Here is a 24,431-nt window from a genome sequence, read left to right as displayed (position 1 = left end):
ATCACAGCCCCGTTTCTTTTTATTCACCCAACATACAATGTGACAATCTCAGAAGTGCAGTTGAATCACTGACACAACAATACAGCCAGGACGTCTTACGCCTTCAATCTCAACCCGGATTTCCCGCTCGATTTCCAACCCTTTACGCACCGGTGTTACTTTGGTCAGAATACTTTTCGCCCGAACACGATCACCCGATTTCACCGGATACGGAAAGCGGACCTGATTCAGACCGACATTCACAACCATTTTGGCGGTCGGAAATAACGGCACCTCCGGATTCACGCTATCAGTCAGTTTCGGCAACAATGCCAAGGTCAGAAAACCATGCGCAATGGTTGTCTTAAACGGTGATTCTACTGATGCCCGATCCGGATCAGTATGAATCCACTGAGTATCCTCAGTCACAGAACCAAATTGATTAATCCGGTCTTGGTCAATATACAACCAATCCCCAACGTGGATCACTTCCCCAATTTTCTCCCGTAGCTCTTCATATAAAGCTTGAGCTTCGGGGGTTAACTTCAGCGATTCTTGATCGAAAATTGCAGACTCACGCTTTAACGCAACATCATCTGCATCGTTCGGCAGGCTAACCTCTTCATTCACCGCTGGCTGATGAAAATCTCTGATCCACGAAAACAGGTGAAAATTATTGGTTTTTGTCAGCAATTCTTCCCAATACTCGCGCATCGCCGGCGGCATCTTCTGCATCAGTTCTGCATGCTGCTTGCTTAATATTTCACCACGTTGTTTGAACAGTTCGACGACTTTCATCTCAACTCCTTGCTTCATTATTATGAAGTCTGTAACGGTCTGATTTTGAACCACTTCACATAAAGGTGCAAATACTTTCGGGCGTACATGCGTTAACTGAACACTGTTTTTTATATGTTTTTCATTAAGTTACGAATAAAACGCCATTTTATTAGAACGATGATTCACCACTGGTACGATCTCTCTGCGTTCATGATATCCATCGGTTACAAATGAACACCATGGCTATTTTTAAGCTTATAAATCAATGTAATAGAAATTTAATATTACCCTGCCCGGTGTAACGCACGAAAAGCGGTGAAAAAACGACCATCCTCTGTATTACATACAAAATCAGTGCCATGATGCCCCAAAGCTTCAACTCCGTTATTCATTTATGCTCTTGCGGCAATCTCACCATTGTTTGTACCTATCACAGATATCGGCCATACAGATGGAATACTTTGCTATGCTCAGTAGACAATCAAACAAATTTAAATGATAATTATTCTCATATAGAATTTAAATCAGGCCCGAAGGTGGCGATTGTATGAAAAAATATCTAATAACCTCATTTTATTGCGCTTTGATGCTGTTACCCGGTATGGCCTGGGCAAAGTTTAAGGTCGTGACGACATTTACCATTATTCAGGATATGGCACAAAATATTGCCGGGGATGCTGCCGAGGTTGTCTCGTTGACCAAGCCAGGCGCAGAAATTCATAACTATCAGCCCACCCCGAAAGATATTATCAAAGCACAGTCCGCAGATCTGGTGTTGTGGAATGGCCTCAATCTGGAGCAGTGGTTCCAACGTTTTTTCTCCAATGTAAAAGATGTGCCTTCCGTTGTGGTCAGCGATGGCATTCAGCCGCTCTCGATCTATACCGGCCCCTATAAAAATAAACCCAACCCTCATGCATGGATGTCGCCGCAAAACGCATTGATCTATGTAGAAAATATTCGTCAGGCACTGGTGAAATACGATCCGGCTCATGCAGCAACATACAATCACAATGCCCGGGCCTATCAGGAAAAGATCAAACAACTGAGTGACCATATTCGCACGCAACTGACAGCCATCCCTGAAGAAAAACGCTGGCTGGTCACCAGTGAAGGCGCTTTCAGCTATCTGGCAAGAGACTACGGTTTAAAAGAAGCGTTTCTCTGGCCGATTAATGCTGACCAACAAGGGACGCCACAACAAGTGAAAACTTTAATTGATACCATCCATCAGCATCATATTGCGGTGCTGTTCAGTGAAAGCACTATCTCTGACCGTCCCGCCAAGCAGGTTGCCAGAGAAACCGGAGCGACTTACGGGGGCGTCCTTTATGTGGATTCTCTTTCGACCCGGGACGGGCCGGTTCCGACTTATCTTGATCTGCTCGAAGTTACCACCGATACCATTGTCAGAGGATTACGATCATGACCCATCAACCTGTCACCCTTGAAGCAACTCAAGTAAGTGTTACTTACAATAATGGTTTCAAAGCAATTCATGATGTCAGCTTCAGTTTACAGGGCGGCACCATCTGTGCGCTGGTTGGTGTGAATGGCGGCGGTAAATCAACGTTATTCAAAAGCATTATGGGATTGGTCAAAACCTCTCAAGGAGAAATTCTCCTCTCTCAGCGCCCGATTCGCCACGCACTCAAACAGAATCAGGTCGCCTATGTCCCACAAAGTGAAGACATTGACTGGAACTTCCCGATCCTGGTGCGGGATGTGGTGATGCAAGGACGTTACGGTTTCATGAATTTTCTGCGTCGCCCGAGTATCGCGGATAAAGACAAAGTCCGGCAGGCGATGCAACGAATGGGAATTGAAAATCTGGCCAGCCGCCAAATCGGAGAACTCTCCGGCGGGCAAAAAAAACGGGTGTTTCTCGCCCGGGCGCTCGCACAGGAAAGTAAGACCATTCTACTTGATGAACCGTTTACCGGCGTAGACTTTACCACCGAAGAAGCGATTATGAATCTGCTCCGAGAACTCAGAGAAGAAGGTCATCTGATCTTAGTTTCGACGCACAATCTGGGAAATATCCCCGATTACTGCAATGAAGTGGTATTTATCAACCGAACCATTGTTGCCGCCGGCAATATTCAGGATACCTTCACCCAGCAGAACCTGATCGCCACCTTCGGCGGGGTACTGAAACATGTCGGAATCCTCGGTGAGACGTTGCATCAGGATGAGGATGAACGCGCCGTCACCATCTTCTCAGACCATGAGAAACCAGCCGTTTTTTATGGTAAAGATCAACACAGTGCGACGCTGATCCGGGACGGCCAGCCTCCCGAACAACCGCAGTCAACATCGAGGTAACCGCTATGTTGGAATTACTGCTCGAACCGCTGCACTATCAATATATGCAGCACGCCATTTTAAGTAGTGCTATCGTCGGTGCGGTATGTGCATTCTTATCCGCGTTTCTGATGCTCAAAGGCTGGTCACTGATTGGTGACGCCCTGTCTCATTCGGTGGTTCCCGGTGTTGCCGGTGCCTATGCACTGGGATTACCTTACTCTGTCGGCGCATTTATCGCAGGCTTTCTGGCTTCAATCGGGATCGCATTACTACGCTCACTCTCCCATTTGAAAGAAGATGCCATTATCGGCTTCATTTTCACCACTTTTTTTGCCGCCGGGCTGCTATTAATCTCACTCAATCCGACGTCGATTAATATTGAAGGGATTATTTTCGGCAGTATCTTAACCGTCAGCCAGTCCGACTTAATGCAAATGCTGATCATTGCCGGCGTGTCATTTGTGCTGCTGACACTGCTGTGGAAAGATCTGATGCTGGTGTTCTTCGATGAAACACAAGCGTCATCCGTGGGTTTATCACCAACCATATTGAAAATCGTGTTTTTTACCATTCTCAGTGCTTGTACGGTTGCATCACTCCAAACTGTCGGGGCGATTCTGGTGATTGCGATGGTGATTACCCCGGGGGCAACCGCATACCTGCTGACTGACCGGTTTGGCCTGCTGTTAATCATTGCCATCACACTTGGTTTTGTTACCAGTGCTTTAGGTGCCTATCTCAGTTATTACCTCAATGGCGCAACGGGCGGCACCATTGTCCTGCTGCAAACCCTGATCTTTCTCTGCGCGTTTTTCTTTGCGCCGAAATATGGCGTTCTCGCCAACCGGAGAAGCGTCAGGCATCGTGCCTCAGCTGACGAGGACGAGACACACACGCACAACATCGTCACATCAGGTGGTTATGATGGATAATCTCATCCAATGGTTCAGTGAACCTTTCCAGTTTGAATTTATGCAGCGCGCGCTGTGGGCCGGTCTGGCAGTCGGTGCGGTCTGTGCCGTACTCTCTTGTTATCTGGTGCTGAAAGGCTGGTCGCTGATGGGCGATGCGATCTCCCATGCAGTATTACCGGGCATCGTCATTGCCTACGCACTGGGTATCGCACTGCCAATCGGCGCATTTATCTCCGGCCTTGCCTGTGCCCTGATGAGTGGTTATATCAAGGAGAATTGCCGGGTCAAAGAAGACACCGTCATGGGGATTGTTTATTCGGGCATGTTTGCGCTGGGTCTGATCCTCTTTACCAAAATAGAAACCGAACAGCACCTGCTACATATCCTGTTCGGCAATATGCTCGGGATTCAGGATTTTGAATTCACTCAGACCGTGACCTTATCCTTGATTGTATTTGCCATTATCATCATATTCAGAAAAGATTTCTTACTCTATTGCTTTGATCGTAGCCATGCACGGGTCGTCGGATTACCGGTGGTACTGATTCACTACGGTTTATTGGTGCTATTGTCACTGACCATTGTCGCAACCATTCAAGCCGTCGGCGTTATCATGGTGGTCGCAATGCTGGTCGCTCCGGGAATGACCGCTTTTATCCTCACCAAACAATTTGCCCATATGATGTGGATTGCACTGGCTGTCTCACTCAGCTCAATCGTCCTCGGTATTCTGATTAGTTTTCATATCGATGGCGCGACCAGTGCATGTATCGTACTCGTTCAGGCGGCATGTTTTGTCTTGGCTCTCACCTTCTCAAAACTAAAAACCCGGATGACAACACTCAACAAACAGTCACCGGAAACAAACACGCTCGCATCCCACTAATCTTTGCTCGTATGAGCATCGGGCAGACATAAAAATACCGCCGTCCGGCGGTATTTTTATGCCACGATTCATGACCGAACCATGACCGACAAGTCAATCAGCCGGCCACCCAAAGCAGCACAGCGATCACCTGCGGGGTCAGAATCCTTAAACACATCACTAACGGATAAACAGTCGCATAAGCCAGTGATGAAGCACCACTGGTCGAATGCATCGCATTAGCAAATGCCAGTGCCGGTGGATCGGTCATCGAACCCGCCATAAGCCCGCAAATCGTCAGATAGTTCACTTTACCGAAAAAGCGCGCAAACATACCGACGGTGAGCAGCGGAATCAGCGTAATGACAATCCCGTATCCCATCCACGTCAGCCCTTCACCATCCATGATGGTGGTAAAGAAATCACCACCGGAACTGATACCGACAACGGCCAAGAAAAGCACGATACCAATTTCCCGTAAGGCAAGGTTCGCACTGGGCGGCATAAACCAGTAAAGCCGGCCAATGCTACCGATTCTTGCCAGAATAATGGCAACAATTAACGGGCCTCCGGCAAGCCCCAGTTTCAGCGGCGCCGGTAAATGGGGAAGCTGGAACGGAATCGAGCCGAGTAACACGCCTAAACCGATGCCGATAAAAATCGGTAACATCTGCACATGATGTAGCTTACTTGCCGTATTTCCGAGCATTTTGCCGACATATTCAATATCTTCTTTCTGACCGACAATATACAGAATATCCCCGAATTGCAGCACCGAGTCTTGGCTTGCCACCAACTCCACACCAGCCCGATTCAACCGCGAAATAACTACATTATGTTTATATTTGAGGCTCAGTTCCCCCAAATGCTTGCCGAGCACTTTTTCGTTAGTCACGACCACCCGATCACTTTTCAGCACAGTGCCTTTGGTTGACAGCGACTCCGACACTTCACGTCCGACAATCAATACCGCTTTGTGCAACAGATCCTGACGGTCACTGACAAAATGCAGATAATCACCGATATGAAGCGTAGTATCCTCACCGGGGACCACGAGATTACCCTGCGTTTTCATTCTTGAGCAAACGACCCCCTGCCCAATCAAGGTGACCAATTCAGCAAATTTCATCTGATCCATATTCGGATTTTCGATCATCACATTGACCGATAACAGGTCTTTGCTCTTACCCAGACTGCGGTTGTCATAAGATTCGGCTTCTTTATCAACATTGATTTCGAACACAATCCGGATAATCCACATCGACAGCAAAATCCCGATAATCCCAAAGGGATAGGCCATCGCATAGCCAAGCCCCAGCATATCGACCTGGCTGTCGATTTCTCCCAGTTCATGCAGGATCTGCTGTCCAGCCGCCAGAGAAGGCGTGTTGGTTACCGCCCCGGAGTAGATACCGAGGAAAATATGCAGCGGTATATTGAAAATAAAATGGAGTATCACGGCCGTCAAACCACCGACAACGACAATACCGGCCGCCAGTCCGTTCAGCTTGAGACCACTGCTTTTCAGAGAGGCAAAGAACCCCGGCCCGACCTGAATCCCGATGGTGTAAACGAACAGGATCAAACCAAATTCTTTAATAAAATGCATAGCATGACTATCAAGGTGCCAGCCAAACTGGTTGATGAAATGCCCGACGAAAATTCCGCCAAACAGCACGCCACCGATACCGAGTCCGACACCTTTGATTTTCAAGCCACCTAACCACAACCCAATCACTGCCACTAAGGACAGGACGAGTATCGAGAGTGCGACTTCGCCCATAGTTATTACTTCCGTTATCAGATTTAAAAAATGAAAAAATTAGATTTATCCGCACTGAATAAAATAGTTTTGAATCGCAAGCGTGCAAAAAATAAACGTTCTGAAATCAGTCTATAACCTTCGATCTGTCCTATTCTTGATAAAGGTTAAAATTTGCAACATTAATCAGTATTCTGGAAAAGGAAGTGTTCAATTTGTGAGGACAATAGGTTCACCAATTCAATTTAATGATTTTTATATGTTTTAAATTTTCATGGCAGATGGAAAGGCTAGCTTCGAGTCACGCAATATATTCACGGATGCTTTTATATTTCACGGACGCTATTTATATTCACGGACACTGTCCCGAACCACCAGTGTCGGTTCGAGATGAACCACCTGTGCGTCGGTCTTGTGTTTATCAAGGCGGTTCACCAACGCCTCAACCGCAGCAGTCCCTAAACGATGTTTAGGCTGGTGGATCGTGGTTAATGGCGGGGTAATATATTTAGCAATATAGATATCATCGTAGCCGATAATCGATAAGTCCTGGGGAATCCGAATTCCCCGAGCATGGGCAGCATTGACAACCCCCATTGCCATCATGTCGTTACCGACAAACAGGGCGCTAGGCAGCGACCCCCGCTGACAAATATGTTCAAACGCGTCCACACCACCGTCACATTCAAAATTGGCTTCCGCGATCCATGCCGGATTGATGGGTAGTTTTGCGTTAGTCATGGCTTTCTTAAAACCTTCGTAACGCATATAAGCCTGATGTATCTTCAGTGGCCCCGTAATACAACCGATCTCCCGGTGACCGCACTCAATCAGATAATTGGTCGCCATAAACCCACCGAGCAACGAATTATCCTGAATTTTGTCGCAGGCAAAATGGACCGGGCCGCGATCCATCACCACCACAGGCATTCCCGGAAAGCGGTCAAACGCATCAATGTGCTCTCCTTCAAGGGCTGAACACATTAAAATCAGCCCATCCACTCGCTTCTCAAGCAAAGTGTTGATCGATTCTTTCATACGATGGCCATCGCCTTCGGTGTTGCATAAGATGAGATTGTAACCCTTTTGATAGCAGCTTCGCTCAACACCCTTAACCACTTCACCGAAAAACGGGTTCGTTGAGGTCGTCACCAACATACCGAGCGTTTTGGTTCGATTCATCTTGAGACTACGTGCCAACGCAGAAGGCGAATAATTCAGATCTTTTGCCGCCTGATTGACCCGGGCGGCAATTTCATCACTCACATAACGAGTCTTGTTGATCACATGGCTCACCGTAGATGTGGAAACACCGGCACGTTTGGCAATATCTTTCATCGTCGCCATGTGATCTCTCCTTTGTGGTTTATCCGTCTACATCATGATTTATCTGTCAGCGTCTTGTTCTGCCAGAAAAGCATCCACTTCTTGTCGTGTCGGAATCGATGTCTGTGCGCCAAAGCGAGTGACGGAAATCGCAGCAGATGCATGGGCAAAACGAATCGCACGCTGCATAGAGAGCCCTTCCAATAGCCCGGTCACCAGTGCGCCATTAAACGTATCACCGGCGGCTGTGGTATCAATGGCGTCAACCCGGAATCCGGGAATCACGCTCCCCTGACCGTTTTCACTCAGCCAGACACCTTTCGCGCCCAAAGTAATCAACACCGTGGTGATCCCTTTCTCATGCAGAACCGCAGCAGCACGCGCGGCACTTTGCTCATCAGTGACAGCAACCCCGGTCAGAACCTCTGCTTCAGTCTCATTGGGGGTAATCATATCCACACAGCTGAGCAGTTCATCAGGCAGAGAACGGGCCGGAGCCGGATTGAGAATCACTTGTGTGCTTGCTGCTTTGGCAGCCTGAGCACCACGAATCACCCCTTCAAGCGGTGTTTCCAGCTGAGTCAGAAAATAATCCGCTTGTCCGATACGAGCCAGATCACCTTCCAGAGATTCAGCCGTCAGGCGGGCATTCGCTTCAGAAGAGATACAAATCGCATTTTCACCGCTATCAGTGACCTGAATCATCGCAATCCCAGTCGGGCAGTCCGGCTGAATTTTCACGCCGGAAATATCCATACCGTCCAGCTTAAAACTTTCCCGGATATTCACCCCGAACGGATCATCACCGACACTGGCTATAAAACTGATATCGGCTCCCAAACGAGCAGCAGCAACCGCCTGATTGGCCCCTTTTCCACCAGGAATCACCTGATAATCATGTCCATGAAGTGTTTCTCCCGGACGAGGGAAAGTCGGAACCCGCAACACATGATCAGCGTTAACACTGCCAAGTACAACTAATTTACTCATAAGGTTTTCCTCGAAAATCAGCTCAATATATGCAAGGTCTGAACTCTCGTCATTCTGAACGCCAGATAATGCAGACCTTGCCGATATCAGATGTCTTTTATATCGAAAAGCAGGTTTTCTCACGATGTGATTCAAGCTTTGACTCACACGCCTTTGACTCACACATCATCGAGAGAAGACAGGTCAGCGACAGCCAGCCGCTGACCTATTGTTTTAGTTACTGATTACTTTCAAAGGTACAGGAATGTTTTTGTTAACGGTTCCGCCTTTGAGTATTTTGTCGGCAATATCAACACCCAGAGCACCGATAACATCAGGCTGTTGAGCAATTGTTGCTGCTAACTGACCACGCAGAACCGCTTTCATGCCGTCATCTGTGCCGTCAAATCCAACGATCATCACTTTTTTGCCTGCCGCCTGAACTGCACGAACTGCACCAAGCGCCATTTCATCGTTCTGCGCGAATACAGCTTGTACATCAGGATTTGCTGCCAGCAGGTTCTCCATAACGTTCAAACCTTTCGTCCGGTCAAAGTCAGCGGGTTGGCTGGCTAACAGGTTCAGATGACGTTTTTCAACGGCTTTCATGAAACCTTCACCACGCTCACGCGCTGCAGACGTCCCGGCAATCCCTTCCAACTGAATCACTTTGGCATTTTCACCGAGCCTGTTGGCGATGAAATCACCAGCCATTTCACCACCGGCAACGTTATCCGATGCAATATGGCTGACCACATCACCATGACTGGCACCACGGTCGAGGGTGATGACCGGCACTTTAGCGCGGTTAGCCATCCGGATTGCATTAGAAACGGCATCAGAATCTGTCGGGTTGATCAGAATAGCTTTCACACCACGAACCGTTAAGTCTTCCACGTTAGAAAGCTCTTTACTTGGATCGTTTTGTGAATCCAGAACGATGAGGTTATAGCCCAAATCTTTGGCTTTAGCTTCGGCACCATCTTTCATGCTGACAAAAAATGGGTTGTTCAACGTGGACAGTACAATCGCGATGGTGTCCTGCGCCTGCGCTGCAATAGACATCGTAGACGAAAGTAAAGCGGTAGAGATTAGCGTAACTAGTTTTTTCATCTTGTTTTCCTTATTGTCAGGTTCTGAATCGACATTTAACCCGATTCAAGATTCCATGATTGTATGACTACATACGGGTGTTGCTAATTACTTGTTGGTTAAATACGGATTACTTTATTAAACAAGAACTATTTTATTAAAAACAGACCATTTTTGTTAAACACGAACTACTTGTTTTTATTATCTACCAAAACTGCCAGCAAAATCACAACCGCTTTGGCAATCATTTGATAGTAGGAAGAGACATCCAACAGGTTAAGCGCATTATTCAAAAATCCGATAATTAACGCCCCGACCAGTGTCCCCATAATTCGGCCTTTACCACCCATCAGGCTGGTTCCGCCCAAAACAACAGCGGCAATCGCATCCAACTCATAGCCCATACCAGCGGTTGGTTGTGCCGAAGAAAGACGTGAAGTCACAATCACACCCGCCAGAGCCGCCATCAGACCACAAATAGCATAGACACCGATTTTCACCCGATCCACATTAATACCGGATAATCGGGTCGCAGACTCGTTGCCACCCAGTGCATAAACATAACGCCCGAAACGAGTGTGATTCAACAGATACCATGCCAGCCCGAAAACAATCACCATCAGCCAGACCGGTACAGGAATACCAAACATATAACCCGTACCGAACCAGGCAAAGCTATCCGCAACATCAGTAAATCCGGTTGAAATCGGCCGCCCGTCGGTATAGACCATTGTCACGCCGCGCAACAACGTCATAGTCACCAAGGTCGCAATAAACGCCTGCACTTTGCCTTTGGCGATAATCATCCCGCTCAGCCCGCCCAGACAGGCACCAGCCAGCAGTGACACAGGTACGGCAACAAACACCGGCAGCTCCAGCGCAATCATGCTCGCGGCAAAAGCACCACATAAAGCCAGTACAGAGCCGACACTCAAGTCAATCCCGGCGGTTAAAATCACCAATGTCATTCCGACCGCCATAATGGCATTGACCGAGGTCTGACGCAGAATGTTAAGTATGTTATCAACAGTGAAAAAGTTAGGGTTCAGAAACGACACAACAAGAATCAAAAACAACAGTGCTATCAATGATTTTTGCTCAATGAGCCACTCTTTACTGAACCACTTACGTTGCTTGGGTGTCGGTTGATTCATGGAACTGGTATTCATGCTGCTACCTCGTGAATATGCTTACCCACGGCACACGCCAGCAGGTTTTCTTGATTGGCATCCTGCGCCGCAAACTCGCCACTAATGCGTCCTTCATGCATGACAAGAATTCTGTCGCTCATTCCGAGGACTTCCGGCATTTCAGAAGATACGAGAATAATACTCATCCCTTCCGCTTTAAACTGGTTAATCAGTTGATAGATCTCTTTTTTCGCACCGACATCCACACCGCGGGTCGGCTCGTCGAGAATCAACACTTTCGGCCGGGTCATTAACCCTTTGGCAATCGCAACTTTCTGCTGATTACCGCCCGATAAGTTACCGATAATCTGATCCTGAGAAGGGGTTTTAATATTAAACAGACGGATGAAATCTGCGACGGCCTCTCTCTCATTCTGATGGTCAATTTGCATCCCTTTCGACAGGTGATTCAGGGCACACAACGACATATTCTCTTTGACGGATAAGCCCAGAACGAGCCCGTCACCTTTACGGTCTTCCGAGATATAAGCGATGCCGCTGGCCAAACCTTCTTGAGGCGTGTTCGGTGAGACGACCTTGCCATCTAATCTCACTTCCCCTTTCTCCCGGGGAAATGCACCATAAATCACTTTCATCAACTCGGTACGCCCGGCTCCCATCAAACCGGAAACCCCCAAAATCTCACCGCGTTTCAGCACAAAGCTCACATCGTGAACTCCGGATCCGGTCAGGCCGCTCACTTCCATCGTGATCTCACCCGTCATCGAATCCATCCGCGGATATTGTTCTTCAAGTTTACGGCCCACCATCATCTCGATCAGCGTGTCTTCATCGATTTCATCGACCGGACGCTGACTGATGAATTTACCGTCTCGCAGTACCGTGACATCATCGCAAACTTCAAAAATTTCTTTCAGCCGGTGAGATATATAGACAATGCCACAACCTTGGTCACGCAGTTCCCGGATGACACTAAACAGGGATTCTGTTTCAGTATCAGTCAGGGCATCTGTCGGCTCATCCATAATGATGACTTTCGATTTAAACGAAAGCGCTTTAGCAATTTCGACCATCTGCTGCTCGCCGAGGCTCAACTGGCCCAGTAGCGTTTTCGAGCTACGACGCACATTCAGCCGGGCCAACAAACGGTCTGCATCCTGATACATCTCTTGCCACAAGATCCGACCGAAACGATTGATCTTTTCCCGCCCCAAAAAGATATTCTCTGCAATCGTCAACTCAGGAATCAGATTTAACTCCTGATGAATAATAGAGATACCGGCTTCCTGAGAATTTCTCGGCCCGGCAAAAGCAGCACGCTCTTGTTGATAAAGAATCTCTCCGGCATCTTTGGTATAAATGCCAGTCAACACTTTCATCAGTGTGGATTTTCCTGCGCCGTTTTCTCCCATCAACGCCATCACTCGTCCGGGATAGACATTCAAGCTGGCACCATCGAGCGCTTTCACGCCGGGAAATGCTTTGTCTATCTGGCTGAGTGCTAAAATGGGTTCTACCATGATTTCACCTCAATTCGCTCTGGATGCTGCCGGAACTACTACTATCTGATCCCGAACTATCTGTTCTCAAACTATCTGTTCTCAAACTACCTGTTCCCAGACTAAAAAACGACACCGGCCTGAAAAATAACATTGGCATACGGTGTGCATTCACCAGTCCGCACAATCGCCCGACTCTCTCCGGAGCGGATCTTAAACTCTTCATGACTAATATAGGTCTGACGAATCGTTTTACCGGTTTTTTGCTCTTCAATTGCCAGTAAATTCTGCAATTCTGCATGTAAATGCGGGCTGACTTCACGAAATTCAGCGGCAAGAACAACCCCTTCGATCTGCATTTCTGCCAATAACGTGCGCACCGTGTCAATAAATCCCGGCACACCGTAAGTTAAAGCAAGGTCAATACGCGATGTCGTTTCCGGAATGGGTAATCCGGCATCACAGACGGTCACTTCGTCCGTATGCCCTAACGTCGCAACCAAATAAGAGAGTTCTGAGTTCAATAACTGATTTTTTTTCATCACAATGCCTCAACAATCGTGCAAAACACTGATCAGCACTGTGATCAACTTTTGCCGTTGAGTTCCGAATCAAATGTATAAAAAACATTCATCGAAACGTTTCGATAGAATCATATATGAATCTGAAAAGTTTGAATCCCAGTAAAATTCAGACTGTGAAGCAGATCAGTGAAAGTTACTTAAACTCACTAAAAATATTGAAGGAGATCACTGAATAAACGTGATTTGATGAGTGAATCATGATTATGAAAATGAACGTATAGAATCTGATGGCTATTTTCAGCCCTGTTGCGATTTCAATTCCCGCCTATCAACGGGCTGCAGTCACGAACTACACCGGTACAGACGGTTTTTCAACCATCAGGTGGTGCAGTAAAACCCGGCATAACAGATGATGCAATAACACCGCAAGCCCCAGCGGCACGACGATCAACCCCAACACCATTTTGATGGCAAACTGAATCACCACCAACAGACCGCGTTCGACTTTGTGATGAAGTTTTGCGGATGTTGCCTTATGCAGCAACGCCACACTGCTTTTGGCATGTGCTTTCAGATCGCCCTGATGACGTTCATGACCTTGAAGTTCACCGGCAACCGCAGAGAAATACCCGAAGCCTGTCGGCTCAGTAAAATTCTTCTCAATCACAGTGCTCACCACAACACTCAAATGCAGCGCGTAGGGAATGATCAGCCAGCAGAGCAAAAACAACGTCGCTGTCAGGCGTAACAACTTTTTGGCAACGGACCATTGCAAAACAGCGCGGTGAACCAGAGCCAGTATCAGCCAGCTCAGGCAAAGACCGATAAAAATCAGAAACAGCCAAGGCGTTGCCAGTTCTGCAACAATCACCACCACCTGCAATAACGCAATAGCCGCCAGAGCAACCGCGACCGCTTCAGAGCCCCGTTCAAGAACCTGATTCAGACGCTTCAGAATGCGACCCACTTCAACATTCATATCGACAATAAACGACACCCCGAACTGACTGCTACCGGCGACATTGATCAGGGCATCCAGCTCCAACAAGTGCAATAGTTCTGCACCGGCTTCCTGCTCCGTGTGGGTCAGATACAACAAGTTTGCACGATATAACGGATCGCCGGTCGGGTCACCGCCGGCCGGAGAGGACGGCGCGGACCACCAGAAAAAAGCGGCACCCCCGATCAACACAATGGCACACAACAGCCACCAACGGCTGATTTGTGAAGCGGATGATGAGTTAGAATCGGCCGTCTTGCGAGCGGGCGAAGATGATTCTTCCGAATGAGAGACAGAGGGTTTCTCCGCCACTGCGCTTTGTTGAGCGGGCGGTTTCAGTGTTGCAGTTGTACTCATATTGCCCCCCGGCGGACCTGACAACGAATCGTTTCCAGAGCCGTATTATCAAGGGCTTTATCCAGATCCACCGCACCGCGAATTCCCGGCAGCCGCCCTCGTTCAGAGTGCTGCCAGAGCTGAATATGCTGCAATCCTGCCGGTCGCGATATTTCCGCTGAATAGTCAGCCAGCCAAAACGGATAATCATTGAACGAGCGCCCGATATAGGCCTGCCAGAAATCACCATAGGAATAGATCACCGGTATACACCCTGTCGCTTTTTCAACCCCTTTTAAAAACTGCCGCAAACGGGCTTGTAATACCTTCGGTTTGACACCCCGCGACACTTCGACATCCACCATCGGTGCCAGCGTGAGTGGGTGCCCTTGGGTCGCCCGCAAAAAATTATGCAGTTGTCGGTGGGGGTCATCCCCGGCTTCAAAAAAGTGGTAAGCCCCGACAAGAATCGGATGCGGCATCAGCGCCTGCATATTGGCAGCAAACATCGGATCGAGAAACATCATCCCGTCCGACGCTTTCAGATAGACAAAGTCGATCCCGGATGCAATCACATCGCGCCACACCACCCGCCCCTGATCGTGAGACACATCAATCCCATGCACCCGTTGACGTTTTCCCTCGGTTTGTTCCTGTGATGCGGTGACACGCGAAACAACCACATCACGATCCTCCGGGTGTGACGATATTGATTGTTCCGTCTGAGGTGAACGGGGTGTAGCCGGAATCGCTGGTGCCGGTAATGAACCGGACGATTTGGCCGCTGATGGCATTGCGCTTGATAATGAATGAAGCAACGGCCGGGAGAGAAACAGGTAGCTGCCGACAAATAAACCGACCACAACAGCAAATAATACCGCTTTCACTGCCATCCCTTTCTCTGTCGTGACGCTTGCTGTCATCGCATTCCCTGCCATTGCTTCTCCCGGTCCCACTTGCCCTGCCACTGCTTTTTCTGCCATCCCCCGCCATAAACAGATGCCGCTAATGGGTTCCGTTCTAACCGTTAATTTTGTACTCAGTTTTGCCATGTTATCGACAACATTGCCTCGAAACTCGGTGGTTTCGACGAATTTAACCGCCCCTCCTGACGCCAAATTGAACCACCGATGCCATGCTTACCGGCGTTACAACGAAACGATCAATCATACGCATATACAATCATTCAGGTATATAATGACTCTATCGGTTACACAGTATGGATAGGTAATTCAGATGAGCCAGTCAGCAATTTTGATAATTACTTTTGTAGCTGTGTTCTCTGGCCTCATCATGGTTGGATCAATTTGGCTTGCATACATCAATCAAAAAAATACCCAACAGGATGTAGCGAATGTTGAGTTTGCGACGCCACCGACGGCCAAAAGTATTTTTTCCGGGACGACACCCCATGAAATGACCGGAGAAATCGCGCTGATTCTGCAACAAAATATTCAGTTGCCGGATTCAGGATGGACAGAAATCGAACCGCCAGCGGGATTGATTGACAATATCATTCAGGCGGCAAACCGTGAGCAGTGCTTTTCAGCGCTGTCATATCAAAGTGCGACCAACAAGGGGATTCTTCAAAGCTGGCGTATCGACTGTATCAAACCGGATCAGGCGCATGTCAGTCAGGCGATCCGGGACGGGGACAAATATGCTTTAGACGAATGGATCAACCTTGGTCAGCACCTGTTTATTAACACCGGGCTATGGTTTGATATTGAGGATCAGGCACAAATCAAAGAACGAATCACTTTTAACCAAAACTTCATGCCGGAACATATCGCCACTGAGCTCTCGGATCTGCAACTCGAATACGTCGGCCGGGCCACCATTCATCAAGCTTCTTATTTGTTTCTGCGCATGGCCCAGACACCGCACCAAGGCAATAAATCTGATCAAAGCCGTAAATCTGATCAAAACAATACGTCTACTCAAAGTAATATATCAGCTCAAAGTAATACATCGGTCAGCCTGCAATTATGGCTCGATGCCCGGACGCTGCTCCTGCAAAAACGCCGTTTGCTCATCTATGAAAACGACCAAATCAGTGCAGAAGAAATCACCGTCTATACCCGGCCACAAAACACCTGTGCCATTACCGCCCCGGACTGGATTAATGTCGATCATGGTGCGGTGACCAATCACTCTGTATGTGTGGTGGAGCATTGGTGAGTGAAAAATATGCTGAATACGGTTTTCTGATTTTTTACCCTGAGAGCATCGATCAATTGAGTTTCTTTGGGTGCCGGAGGCTGGGAAGATAAAATTGTGCCTCTGCGGTTTGGTGCGCAATCAAGTCCCTCGATTTCATCAACATCTTCGAAGCGCCCCAGATACTTTTTCATGGCCGAAAAAGTACCCCAAAAGGCCTAGGGGTTGAGTTCAGTGCCTGTTATCAGGGACGCTTTTATTCGCTCCTGCTCACGAAAAGCTTAAAATTCATCCCTGAATTTTACCCTGAGATCATCGATCAATTGAGTTTCGTTGATTCAGTGTTTCACCCCACTCAAATGAGCCACCCAACCAAGAAAACCATTCAAGGAAGAATGGTTAGGCTTTTCCGGGCAGGACGCCCGTAAAAGCTGGTTCTGGAAAGCGTGAGCCCAAGCCAAACAAAAAAAGATCTTCTGGTTACTCTTGCATCTCTGCAAGAGTGACTGGCGCACAGAGCACCGATGTCTCTGAAATCGGAGAACCAGTTGTGCGTCAAACTGCAATGCCGATGGCTGGAAAAGTAAAAGGATGATGCTGAGTTTGGGACGCAATGACTTTCTTCGATTTCATTAGTATCCTCGAACGCGCCCCAGTTACTTTTGATAGATCTCAAAAGTAACCAAAAGCATCTTTTTTGAGTTCAGCGCACGTAATCAGGGGCGCTTTTATTCGCTCCTGCTCACGAAAAGCTTAAAATTCATCCATGAATTTTACCCTGAGAGCATCGATCAATTGAGCTTCGTTCTAAACATGTTTCACTTCACTCAAACAAACCATCCACCGAAGAAAACCATTCAAGGAAGAATGGTTAGGCTTTTCCGGGCAGGACGCCCGTAAAAGCTAGTTCTGGACAACGTGCGATTCAGCCAAACAAAAAAGATCTTCTGGTTACTCTTGCATCTTGGCAAGAGTAACTGGCGCACTGAGCACCGATGTTTCTGAAATCGAGGAACAAAATGTGCGTCACAACTCAGTGCCGGAGGCTAGGAAAAACAAACCGTAAGACCGTAGGTCAATACTCCCAATACTTTGAAATCACTCGCAAAAAAATGACAAACCAAGTATTAGAAAAGTATGAGATTTCACTACACCACACGCGTTTCGCACCGCGACCACTCGCCAACATTCCAGATGAAACATACGCTGCACAGGCACCGAAAAAAACGGTGTCGGGATTAGGAACCCCGCAATACATCAGACACACATCTATCAGTCTTGTGACAATTGATATTTATGTGTAGCCTACTCGCTCCGATTATGGTGAGCTGGGCACAGGCAGCTATGCTGGCCGTTTTTGATGTGGCGGTAGTTCCTAACCTTGTCCAGTTCACCACCCATTGATTAGGAACCTCTGAGTGGTGATAGTTTTTAATATTCCACATCAAGAGGGTTATTATGCCTAAATCTCTAAATCCTGACTTACACCTGACCGCCCGCGGCTATCTGATTGATTGTCTTATCACCAATACCCACCCCAGTGTCGATCAAAATGAACTGCGGGAGGTGCTCCTGTACCTCAATAATCTGATTACCTTTGATGAGATCAATCTGCGGAAAGAAGAAATGATGCTTGATGAGTAAACCGGCGATAGGCTGAAAACAAGCGGAGTGGCACCGGTATGCACTGCGTGCCACTCCACACATCGATTTATCCCCGTGCATACGGGGAACACATGCTGATCATGCTCCGAGAGGGCACGGAAGGCGGTTCATCCCCGTACATACGGGGAACACTCTTCTGCGGCGTTTTTCCCAGTGCCGAATGCCGGTTCATCCCCGTGCATACGGGGAACACTGAATCTTCAACTTGATCAAGAGCTGGCCTACCGGTTCATCCCCGTGCATACGGGGAACACCAATCTGATCGAGAAATTCGCGTTTGATTCTGCGGTTCATCCCCGTGCATACGGGGAACACCTTGCTGTCTACTGTTTCACCATCTTCAATTGCGGTTCATCCCCGTGCATACGGGGAACACCACTCCCGCCTGTATTAATTTGTTTTAAAAATCGGTTCATCCCCGTGCATACGGGGAACACCAGTTGCCGACGTAGACAGATCGATAAAAGAACGGTTCATCCCCGTGCATACGGGGAACACGGTGTACTAAAATTTAAAAAAATGATTGCGGCACGGTTCATCCCCGTGCATACGGGGAACACTCTACCAGTTCATAATCAATTTTCATAATTTCCGGTTCATCCCCGTGCATACGGGGAACACAAATAATTATCATAAATCAAATGCAATCCAAGCGGTTCATCCCCGTGCATACGGGGAACACGAGTGACGGTTGATTTCCCGCTGTTAATAATTCGGTTCATCCCCGTGCATACGGGGAACACTAATTGCTGGCTTACCTGTTCAGGCGTAACCCCGGTTCATCCCCGTGCATACGGGGAACACATCAGCCTTATTATTAGCATTAGCAATCTGCATGGTTCATCCCCGTGCATACGGGGAACACTTGATTACCGTCCTCATCTAAAATTGCGATTACGGTTCATCCCCGTGCATACGGGGAACACACCCCTGCAAGAAAAGACTAGTGTCCCTGTCGCGGTTCATCCCCGTGCATACGGGGAACACCCGCTAGCCCAGTTTATCCCAAACCGATCGCACGGTTCATCCCCGTGCATACGGGGAACACCTTTTCTGTGGAGCTCGTTTGCCTCTCTACAGCGGTTCATCCCCGTGCATACGGGGAACACAAACCTCATCATCAAGCATTGCCGCTGCCACACGGTTCATCCCCGTGCATACGGGGAACACAGGTTTTCCTTGCAAATGCTGGGGTAGCATCGCGGTTCATCCCCGTGCATACGGGGAACACTTAACCAATCCATTAGACCATACCCCCATACACGGTTCATCCCCGTGCATACGGGGAACACCGGTTAACGGATTTAAGGCGCTGTTGTAGCACCGGTTCATCCCCGTGCATACGGGGAACACTGACCAACAAATCAAAAAAGTTAACGGTAACTCGGTTCATCCCCGTGCATACGGGGAACACGTTACTGTTTTTGATGGGCGTATCGCTGTTTTGCGGTTCATCCCCGTGCATACGGGGAACACCGGCCACCGCACTGAGAATCGTATCTAAAGAGCGGTTCATCCCCGTGCATACGGGGAACACGCCGCTCTCATAGGTGCTATCGGGAAATTAATCGGTTCATCCCCGTGCATACGGGGAACACTCTAATTGTAGTCAGTTGATTTATAAATACAAATTTCAACATTTACAATCTACCAACATTTGGGGGCGGTTTTAAAGGTCTTCAACATTGCAGGTGCTGAAGCAATAGTGGATTTAGTGCACAATTAATTCCACCTCTTTCCTGCTCAGCTATTCCCATCAATCAAATTGGCTTTCGCTATGTTTCACTTCACGCAAATCAACCACCCAACCAAGAAAACCATTCAAGGAAGAATGGTTAGGCTTTTCCGGGCAGGACGCCCGTAAAAGCTGGTTCTGGATAACGCGTGACTAAGCCAAAACAAAAAGATCTTCTGGTGACTCTTGCATCTCTGCAAGAGTAACTGGCGCACAAGACACTAATGTCTCTGAAACCGGAAAAACAGATTGTGCGTCAAATTTAGGAGCCGGAGGCTGGGAATATAAAACTTGTAATGTTCTGTGAGCGCCAAGCACAGGTATTTAAGCCCTACTATGAGCTTTCTGTTGACCAAACCACCGGAGCGGTGAAAACCAGCCAATATTGTGATAACGAATTGGTCAGGGCTTTAAAAGGGGTGATGACTGCCGGACGTGAATTCATCACCCGTGTTTTTGCGTGGCGGATAGAGTCCGGCTTAGCGCCTTCTTTTAACTTGGAGTTCTGTGAATCAGTGTATTTGTATGAATTAATAATAGATTTTAGTGAAAACATATATTAAACATATGATGTAAAATTAATTATTCATAGATATTGTGAGCAACAATGACACACAAACAAGATTGACATATCTGAAAAAATTAATAATCTTTGTGGCTATATAATTAATGGAATATCGATTCTTTAACAGTTGGGTTAAGTATATATGGCTGAATATGGAAATAAGAAAGGTTTAGTTGTGTCCGATCAGGAAATAGATCGTTTAGATGCAATGATGGTAAATTTTAATTCTAATATCTCGGCTTCAATGTCCTATGTAAGAAGAGCTCAGGGATTAACATTTAAGCAATTGGAAAAACGGTTTTCTGGCATACAAGGAAACACCTTAAAACGTTATATGCATCAAAGTTACCCCGCAATGCGTCCTCTCCATGTGGTTGCCGCATATTCATGGATAACAATGATACCTATGACAGCATTTTTTGACGGGTTTAAACAGAACAAACGTTATCGAGGTATGAGTGATAATTTAATTGAAGCGCTTGTACATGTCGGTCGTTTACCTATAGAAATGTTAAATACTTTTCTGACCATGGCTTGTAATATGCTCAACGATGAGTCAAAACAGGAGTATCTGTTATTCAGACAACAGATCGAATCAAAATATGGAAAGATGAAAGATCATAGTCATCTTTCTCCTCCTGATAAATTAGATCTTGATGTTTTCGCTATTGATTACTACCGATCTGTTGCCATTACTGTAAAGAAATTCAGAGAAGAAAATAATCTCTCTATAGAGACCATTTCAAGGACTCTTGGTTTGTCGAGGTACCAATACAACATTCTGGAAAATCCGAACAAAATTAATCAGTTCCCAGTATCAATAGGGTTTAGGGTAATGAGAGGGTTTCAATTAAACAGCTATGATAAATTTACCAGTGAAATGAAATACTTCCCTGAATTTCATGAAGTTAGAAAGGTTCAACATGTTCAATATATCCGAGAAACATTGGTTATTGAAGTACTGAGACGGCTTGAGGAAAAAGAAAGAAAGTCGATGGTTATGATTCTGATTATTTTATTAGATAAATACAGATAAAATGTGATCTATATCTTCACGATGTACAAAGTCAACTTAAAATGTGTACGGTTTTATGTTGACCAGATTAAATATAAATTTAAGAATAAATCAATATCTACTCGACCATCCTTTAGAGAATTATCTATCATTATAGAATGTGAAAATTTTTATCCATGAAAATTAAGGATATTTTATGTAAATGACGAAAATAGGATTTTTAATTGAATTTCATTAGTTGTTTTGAAAAATAAAATACACTTTCTTTAGTAATATATGAGTCGTATTCGCCCACACAAATAGCACAAGGGTTTTTTATATTTTCTATATTATCAGGATGATGCACTAATAGCCTGACTGTATTCTCAAAGAATATATTCATTCTGTCCGGTGACATTTTAGATATGTTTCTTTCGACCACTTTTCGGATTGCTTTATTTTGGGGAATATCAGGATCATCGACTGTCATTGTATTGGTGAATAATTTGGCGAACTCTTTGCTGTCACCCATTGATGCAGCAATCATTTTTTTGGTCGCATATCTGCCTGATTCTGGGATGCTTGGAAGTCTTCCACATATCGACAGACTAACGATATCGGGGCAGAGGACACAAAGTTCCACCGATATTGCTGTTGCATATGACAAGGCAATGATATGGATTTTTTTCATACCCATATAATGAATAAATTCTAAAAGCATCATGGCCTGCTCTCGAATACTAATGCTGGCATCAAGCGGTTTAGTACATCCAGTTCCGGGAACTTCTATAGTGAAGCAATCCAAATGCTCAGAAAATTTACGAGAGAATGAATCAACAGATTCGATCTCCTGTAAAGCGCCAAGCAGAAAAATGACCACATGTTCTGATTCGGATTGATGATTCTTGTACAAAGAAAATCTGAACAGGTTGTTATTGAGAATAATTTGATTGATTTCCATTGTGTTCTCCTTTTAGAAATGGAGAGCAAAATATAAATCATTCATATAGATAAGAATAAACGGAAGCGATTGCATCGCGTCATCGCTCATTGGGTACAAACGATGTTGGTAGGCTTATGAAAAAAGATAAATCATCTCACTCTCTGCTTGATGCTGATCAACCTGTCAGAGAGTTTATTGCATCCCTTTATGAAACCTTCAGCGCTCAGCTAAAACAGCAAGATGACCCACGAGTCAAAATTGAATACTTTGGTGGGGTAATCGAAGTTCAGCTTGTCTCTTTCGATGGGATTTATGAACGACCAAAAGCTGAGAAATAGCATCAACGTGATTACTATTCATCAATAAGGCAGTAAATCCACCTATTTATGGAATGTAAACCACATTAACCATCTGATTCTATTGATAATGGATTATCTGTTATTGCGCTGTTGTACAATGCTCCTCCTATATCGATATGAACTGAATTCATACATAAACAACGTCAAATGAACTATCAAACCATTCAAATCTACAACCTGATGAGTTATGAATTTGCTCAGGTTGAAGGGGATTTTTCATCCCTGAACGAATCGGATATCAAATCCGTGATGCCTGCCGGAATGCGCTTTGCTGATTTTCTTGAGCAGCTACGCAGCGGCCATCAAGTCTTACTCACTGATACGCCATCCATCCCCTTATTGATTCGGGATCGGGATGAATGGGGCAATCAATACTGGCGAATCAATCCCGAGGTTGAGCCTCAGCTCGACGGGCTGGCATACAAGGCCTATACCGCACGGGCTGAGCTGGTCAATCATGGTATTGGCTCATCTTACGTCGGCAGTGTCAACGCCTCGGTGTATACTGAGCCTTATGTTGAACGTGAACCTGTGAAACTCACTTTAGCCGAGCGGCTGGCAAAACAGCGTCAGGAACAATTACAGGAATTAGATAACATTCAACTGCCCCCGTCATCATGGCAAGACACGTTTAACAAGCCACCAATCAAACCCTCTCGTTTTGCCAAATCTGCCCTTGTGCCAAGGGGAACGTGTAATATCGGTACGCAAAGAGAGCAACTCTCATCTTTGGGTGAGTATGCTGCCTATACGCTGGCGATTGGTCAGGGGGTTGGGACGGCAGCGACTGAAGACGCTTTTTTAACGCGTATTGGTGGTGCAGCACTGGCAGAGCTACCAAACCTGACGATGAAAATTGTCGGTCGGGCTGGCATTCTGGCCGCATTTATGCCCAGCCAGCTTGGTGACGGCACGCTGTACAATGAAAATGACCTGATAGATAAAACCACGGTTGAAACCAATATCCGCTTAGGGTTCAATGCTGATAATCGGATTTACGGTTATCATGTCAATAGGGTGAATATTCCCAAACGTGAAGTGACTCGGGTTGGTGATAAATTTGTTGTTGAGTTAGAGCCGGATGTCACCATTGAATGGATACCGATGAGTGGTGATTTTGGCGGTAAACCAATCCTTGTCAATCCCATTCCTGACCTGAAAACTTACAATATCTGGGTGTATCCGGAGGCTGAGCAAGGCCAAGAATTTGACAACACCTACATCACGCCAATCGCTGATGCAGATTTACAAGACTACATTCTGACCTTTCCGGCAGATACCGGACTACAACCGCTGTATGTGGTATATAGTCATCAAGTGCGTCAACCGAATGGTCAGTATGGTGCGAGTAAATACCCCAAACCGGAGCTAAACCGAACATCTCTTCGGGCTGAGACCAAAAGACAGATTGAAGCCAATGCAAGAAAACTGAATGGTCGGTTTGTGGATAATAGCGGTCGTGAGATCACTGACTGGCACTATGGACATAGAAAAGGCTTAGAAAAT

The 24,431-nt window shown here is 46.6% G+C and carries 20 protein-coding genes and 1 CRISPR repeat array; of the genes, 9 read left to right on the top strand and 11 right to left on the bottom strand.

What is annotated here, in order from left to right; all coding sequences use genetic code 11:
* Positions 1–48: 48 nt before the first annotated feature.
* Positions 49–777, bottom strand: coding sequence for a MaoC family dehydratase (locus AC55NX_RS18915; protein WP_496997146.1), 729 nt, complete (start codon positions 775–777; stop codon positions 49–51).
* 529 nt (positions 778–1,306) lie between these two features.
* Between AC55NX_RS18915 and AC55NX_RS18910 the strand changes: the two genes are divergently transcribed.
* Genes AC55NX_RS18910 through AC55NX_RS18895 form a run of 4 tightly spaced genes read left to right on the top strand, consistent with a single transcriptional unit; the run spans position 1,307 to position 4,866 of the window.
* On the top strand, positions 1,307–2,188 hold the full coding sequence (locus tag AC55NX_RS18910) for a metal ABC transporter substrate-binding protein (protein ID WP_496997145.1): 882 nt from the start codon (positions 1,307–1,309) through the stop codon (positions 2,186–2,188).
* Positions 2,185–3,084 (top strand): metal ABC transporter ATP-binding protein, encoded by a 900-nt coding sequence (locus AC55NX_RS18905; protein WP_059122530.1) that lies wholly within the window; start codon positions 2,185–2,187, stop codon positions 3,082–3,084. Before AC55NX_RS18910 ends, AC55NX_RS18905 begins: the two co-directional genes overlap by 4 nt.
* Before the next feature lie 5 nt (positions 3,085–3,089).
* Complete coding sequence (locus AC55NX_RS18900) at positions 3,090–3,998, top strand: metal ABC transporter permease (RefSeq protein WP_496997144.1); 909 nt, start codon at positions 3,090–3,092, stop codon at positions 3,996–3,998.
* Positions 3,988–4,866, top strand: coding sequence for a metal ABC transporter permease (locus tag AC55NX_RS18895; protein ID WP_496997143.1), 879 nt, complete (start codon positions 3,988–3,990; stop codon positions 4,864–4,866). The genes AC55NX_RS18900 and AC55NX_RS18895 overlap by 11 nt, the downstream gene beginning before the upstream one ends.
* Positions 4,867–4,963: 97 nt before the next feature.
* Here AC55NX_RS18895 and AC55NX_RS18890 read toward each other — a convergent pair whose 3' ends face one another.
* From AC55NX_RS18890 to AC55NX_RS18850, 9 genes are all read right to left on the bottom strand, one after another.
* Positions 4,964–6,628 carry a putative transporter gene (locus tag AC55NX_RS18890; protein WP_496997142.1) on the bottom strand — a complete coding sequence of 555 codons (1,665 nt, stop codon included), beginning with the start codon at positions 6,626–6,628 and terminating at the stop codon, positions 4,964–4,966.
* Positions 6,629–6,949: 321 nt separating this feature from the next.
* The gene (locus tag AC55NX_RS18885) at positions 6,950–7,954 is read right to left on the bottom strand and encodes a substrate-binding domain-containing protein (RefSeq protein WP_496997141.1); all 1,005 of its coding nucleotides are present in this window, start codon (positions 7,952–7,954) and stop codon (positions 6,950–6,952) included.
* 39 nt (positions 7,955–7,993) lie between these two features.
* Complete coding sequence (gene rbsK / locus AC55NX_RS18880; RefSeq protein WP_496997140.1) at positions 7,994–8,923, bottom strand: ribokinase; 930 nt, start codon at positions 8,921–8,923, stop codon at positions 7,994–7,996.
* 213 nt (positions 8,924–9,136) lie between these two features.
* Positions 9,137–10,015 carry a ribose ABC transporter substrate-binding protein RbsB gene (gene rbsB / locus AC55NX_RS18875; RefSeq protein WP_496997139.1) on the bottom strand — a complete coding sequence of 293 codons (879 nt, stop codon included), beginning with the start codon at positions 10,013–10,015 and terminating at the stop codon, positions 9,137–9,139.
* 167 nt (positions 10,016–10,182) lie between these two features.
* A complete protein-coding gene (gene rbsC / locus AC55NX_RS18870) occupies positions 10,183–11,163 on the bottom strand; it encodes a ribose ABC transporter permease (protein ID WP_496997138.1) in 981 nt (326 codons plus the stop codon).
* Complete coding sequence (gene rbsA / locus AC55NX_RS18865; RefSeq protein WP_496997137.1) at positions 11,160–12,665, bottom strand: ribose ABC transporter ATP-binding protein RbsA; 1,506 nt, start codon at positions 12,663–12,665, stop codon at positions 11,160–11,162. The genes rbsC and rbsA overlap by 4 nt, the downstream gene beginning before the upstream one ends.
* A gap of 101 nt (positions 12,666–12,766) precedes the next feature.
* Positions 12,767–13,186: a D-ribose pyranase gene (gene rbsD, locus AC55NX_RS18860; protein ID WP_496997136.1), complete on the bottom strand. Its 420-nt coding sequence runs from the start codon at positions 13,184–13,186 to the stop codon at positions 12,767–12,769.
* Positions 13,187–13,517: 331 nt separating this feature from the next.
* Positions 13,518–14,525 (bottom strand): hypothetical protein, encoded by a 1,008-nt coding sequence (locus tag AC55NX_RS18855; RefSeq protein WP_496997135.1) that lies wholly within the window; start codon positions 14,523–14,525, stop codon positions 13,518–13,520.
* Entirely contained in the window at positions 14,522–15,622 is a 1,101-nt protein-coding gene (locus AC55NX_RS18850) for a glycoside hydrolase family 25 protein (protein WP_496997134.1), read from the bottom strand. The genes AC55NX_RS18855 and AC55NX_RS18850 overlap by 4 nt, the downstream gene beginning before the upstream one ends.
* A 118-nt stretch (positions 15,623–15,740) precedes the next feature.
* Between AC55NX_RS18850 and AC55NX_RS18845 the strand changes: the two genes are divergently transcribed.
* The 3 genes from AC55NX_RS18845 to AC55NX_RS18835 all read left to right on the top strand — a co-directional run bounded on the left by AC55NX_RS18845 (position 15,741) and on the right by AC55NX_RS18835 (position 21,665).
* Positions 15,741–16,685, top strand: a complete 945-nt coding sequence (locus AC55NX_RS18845) for a hypothetical protein (RefSeq protein WP_496997133.1) — start codon at positions 15,741–15,743, stop codon at positions 16,683–16,685.
* Positions 16,686–18,122: 1,437 nt separating this feature from the next.
* Positions 18,123–18,308: a hypothetical protein gene (locus AC55NX_RS18840; RefSeq protein WP_077333058.1), complete on the top strand. Its 186-nt coding sequence runs from the start codon at positions 18,123–18,125 to the stop codon at positions 18,306–18,308.
* A 63-nt stretch (positions 18,309–18,371) separates the two neighbouring features.
* Positions 18,372–19,927: direct repeats of the CRISPR family, unit length 29 nt; unit sequence CGGTTCATCCCCGTGCATACGGGGAACAC.
* A gap of 844 nt (positions 19,928–20,771) precedes the next feature.
* On the top strand, positions 20,772–21,665 hold the full coding sequence (locus tag AC55NX_RS18835) for a hypothetical protein (RefSeq protein ID WP_496997132.1): 894 nt from the start codon (positions 20,772–20,774) through the stop codon (positions 21,663–21,665).
* 199 nt (positions 21,666–21,864) lie between these two features.
* On the opposite strand, the gene AC55NX_RS18830 is transcribed toward AC55NX_RS18835, so the two are convergent.
* On the bottom strand, positions 21,865–22,584 hold the full coding sequence (locus AC55NX_RS18830) for an alpha/beta fold hydrolase (RefSeq protein ID WP_496997131.1): 720 nt from the start codon (positions 22,582–22,584) through the stop codon (positions 21,865–21,867).
* A 116-nt stretch (positions 22,585–22,700) separates the two neighbouring features.
* On the opposite strand from AC55NX_RS18830, the gene AC55NX_RS18825 reads away from it, so the two are divergent.
* Positions 22,701–22,904 (top strand): hypothetical protein, encoded by a 204-nt coding sequence (locus AC55NX_RS18825; RefSeq protein ID WP_496997130.1) that lies wholly within the window; start codon positions 22,701–22,703, stop codon positions 22,902–22,904.
* A 168-nt stretch (positions 22,905–23,072) separates the two neighbouring features.
* Positions 23,073–24,431, top strand: a 1,359-nt coding sequence (locus tag AC55NX_RS18820; RefSeq protein ID WP_496997129.1) for an S-type pyocin domain-containing protein, incomplete at its 3' end; no start/stop codon positions are given.

This window comes from Vibrio rubrogenes, from assembly GCF_059641415.1.
The sequence above is the reverse complement of the archived record's forward strand: the minus strand, read 5'-3'. Positions and strand labels throughout refer to the sequence as shown.

What these genes read in the sequence shown, in the direction of transcription:
- AC55NX_RS18890 (WP_496997142.1), bottom strand. Translation starts at nt 6,628, where the DNA reads ATGGGCGAAGTCGCACTCTCGATACTCGTCCTGTCCTTAGTGGCAGTG.
- AC55NX_RS18835 (WP_496997132.1), top strand. Translation starts at nt 20,772, where the DNA reads ATGGCTGAATATGGAAATAAGAAAGGTTTAGTTGTGTCCGATCAGGAA.
- AC55NX_RS18840 (WP_077333058.1), top strand. Translation starts at nt 18,123, where the DNA reads ATGCCTAAATCTCTAAATCCTGACTTACACCTGACCGCCCGCGGCTAT.
- rbsB (WP_496997139.1), bottom strand. Translation starts at nt 10,015, where the DNA reads ATGAAAAAACTAGTTACGCTAATCTCTACCGCTTTACTTTCGTCTACG.
- AC55NX_RS18895 (WP_496997143.1), top strand. Translation starts at nt 3,988, where the DNA reads ATGATGGATAATCTCATCCAATGGTTCAGTGAACCTTTCCAGTTTGAA.
- AC55NX_RS18885 (WP_496997141.1), bottom strand. Translation starts at nt 7,954, where the DNA reads ATGGCGACGATGAAAGATATTGCCAAACGTGCCGGTGTTTCCACATCT.
- rbsC (WP_496997138.1), bottom strand. Translation starts at nt 11,163, where the DNA reads ATGAATACCAGTTCCATGAATCAACCGACACCCAAGCAACGTAAGTGG.
- AC55NX_RS18855 (WP_496997135.1), bottom strand. Translation starts at nt 14,525, where the DNA reads ATGAGTACAACTGCAACACTGAAACCGCCCGCTCAACAAAGCGCAGTG.
- AC55NX_RS18825 (WP_496997130.1), top strand. Translation starts at nt 22,701, where the DNA reads ATGAAAAAAGATAAATCATCTCACTCTCTGCTTGATGCTGATCAACCT.
- AC55NX_RS18905 (WP_059122530.1), top strand. Translation starts at nt 2,185, where the DNA reads ATGACCCATCAACCTGTCACCCTTGAAGCAACTCAAGTAAGTGTTACT.
- AC55NX_RS18910 (WP_496997145.1), top strand. Translation starts at nt 1,307, where the DNA reads ATGAAAAAATATCTAATAACCTCATTTTATTGCGCTTTGATGCTGTTA.
- rbsA (WP_496997137.1), bottom strand. Translation starts at nt 12,665, where the DNA reads ATGGTAGAACCCATTTTAGCACTCAGCCAGATAGACAAAGCATTTCCC.
- rbsD (WP_496997136.1), bottom strand. Translation starts at nt 13,186, where the DNA reads ATGAAAAAAAATCAGTTATTGAACTCAGAACTCTCTTATTTGGTTGCG.
- AC55NX_RS18830 (WP_496997131.1), bottom strand. Translation starts at nt 22,584, where the DNA reads ATGGAAATCAATCAAATTATTCTCAATAACAACCTGTTCAGATTTTCT.
- AC55NX_RS18845 (WP_496997133.1), top strand. Translation starts at nt 15,741, where the DNA reads ATGAGCCAGTCAGCAATTTTGATAATTACTTTTGTAGCTGTGTTCTCT.
- AC55NX_RS18900 (WP_496997144.1), top strand. Translation starts at nt 3,090, where the DNA reads ATGTTGGAATTACTGCTCGAACCGCTGCACTATCAATATATGCAGCAC.
- AC55NX_RS18915 (WP_496997146.1), bottom strand. Translation starts at nt 777, where the DNA reads ATGAAAGTCGTCGAACTGTTCAAACAACGTGGTGAAATATTAAGCAAG.
- rbsK (WP_496997140.1), bottom strand. Translation starts at nt 8,923, where the DNA reads ATGAGTAAATTAGTTGTACTTGGCAGTGTTAACGCTGATCATGTGTTG.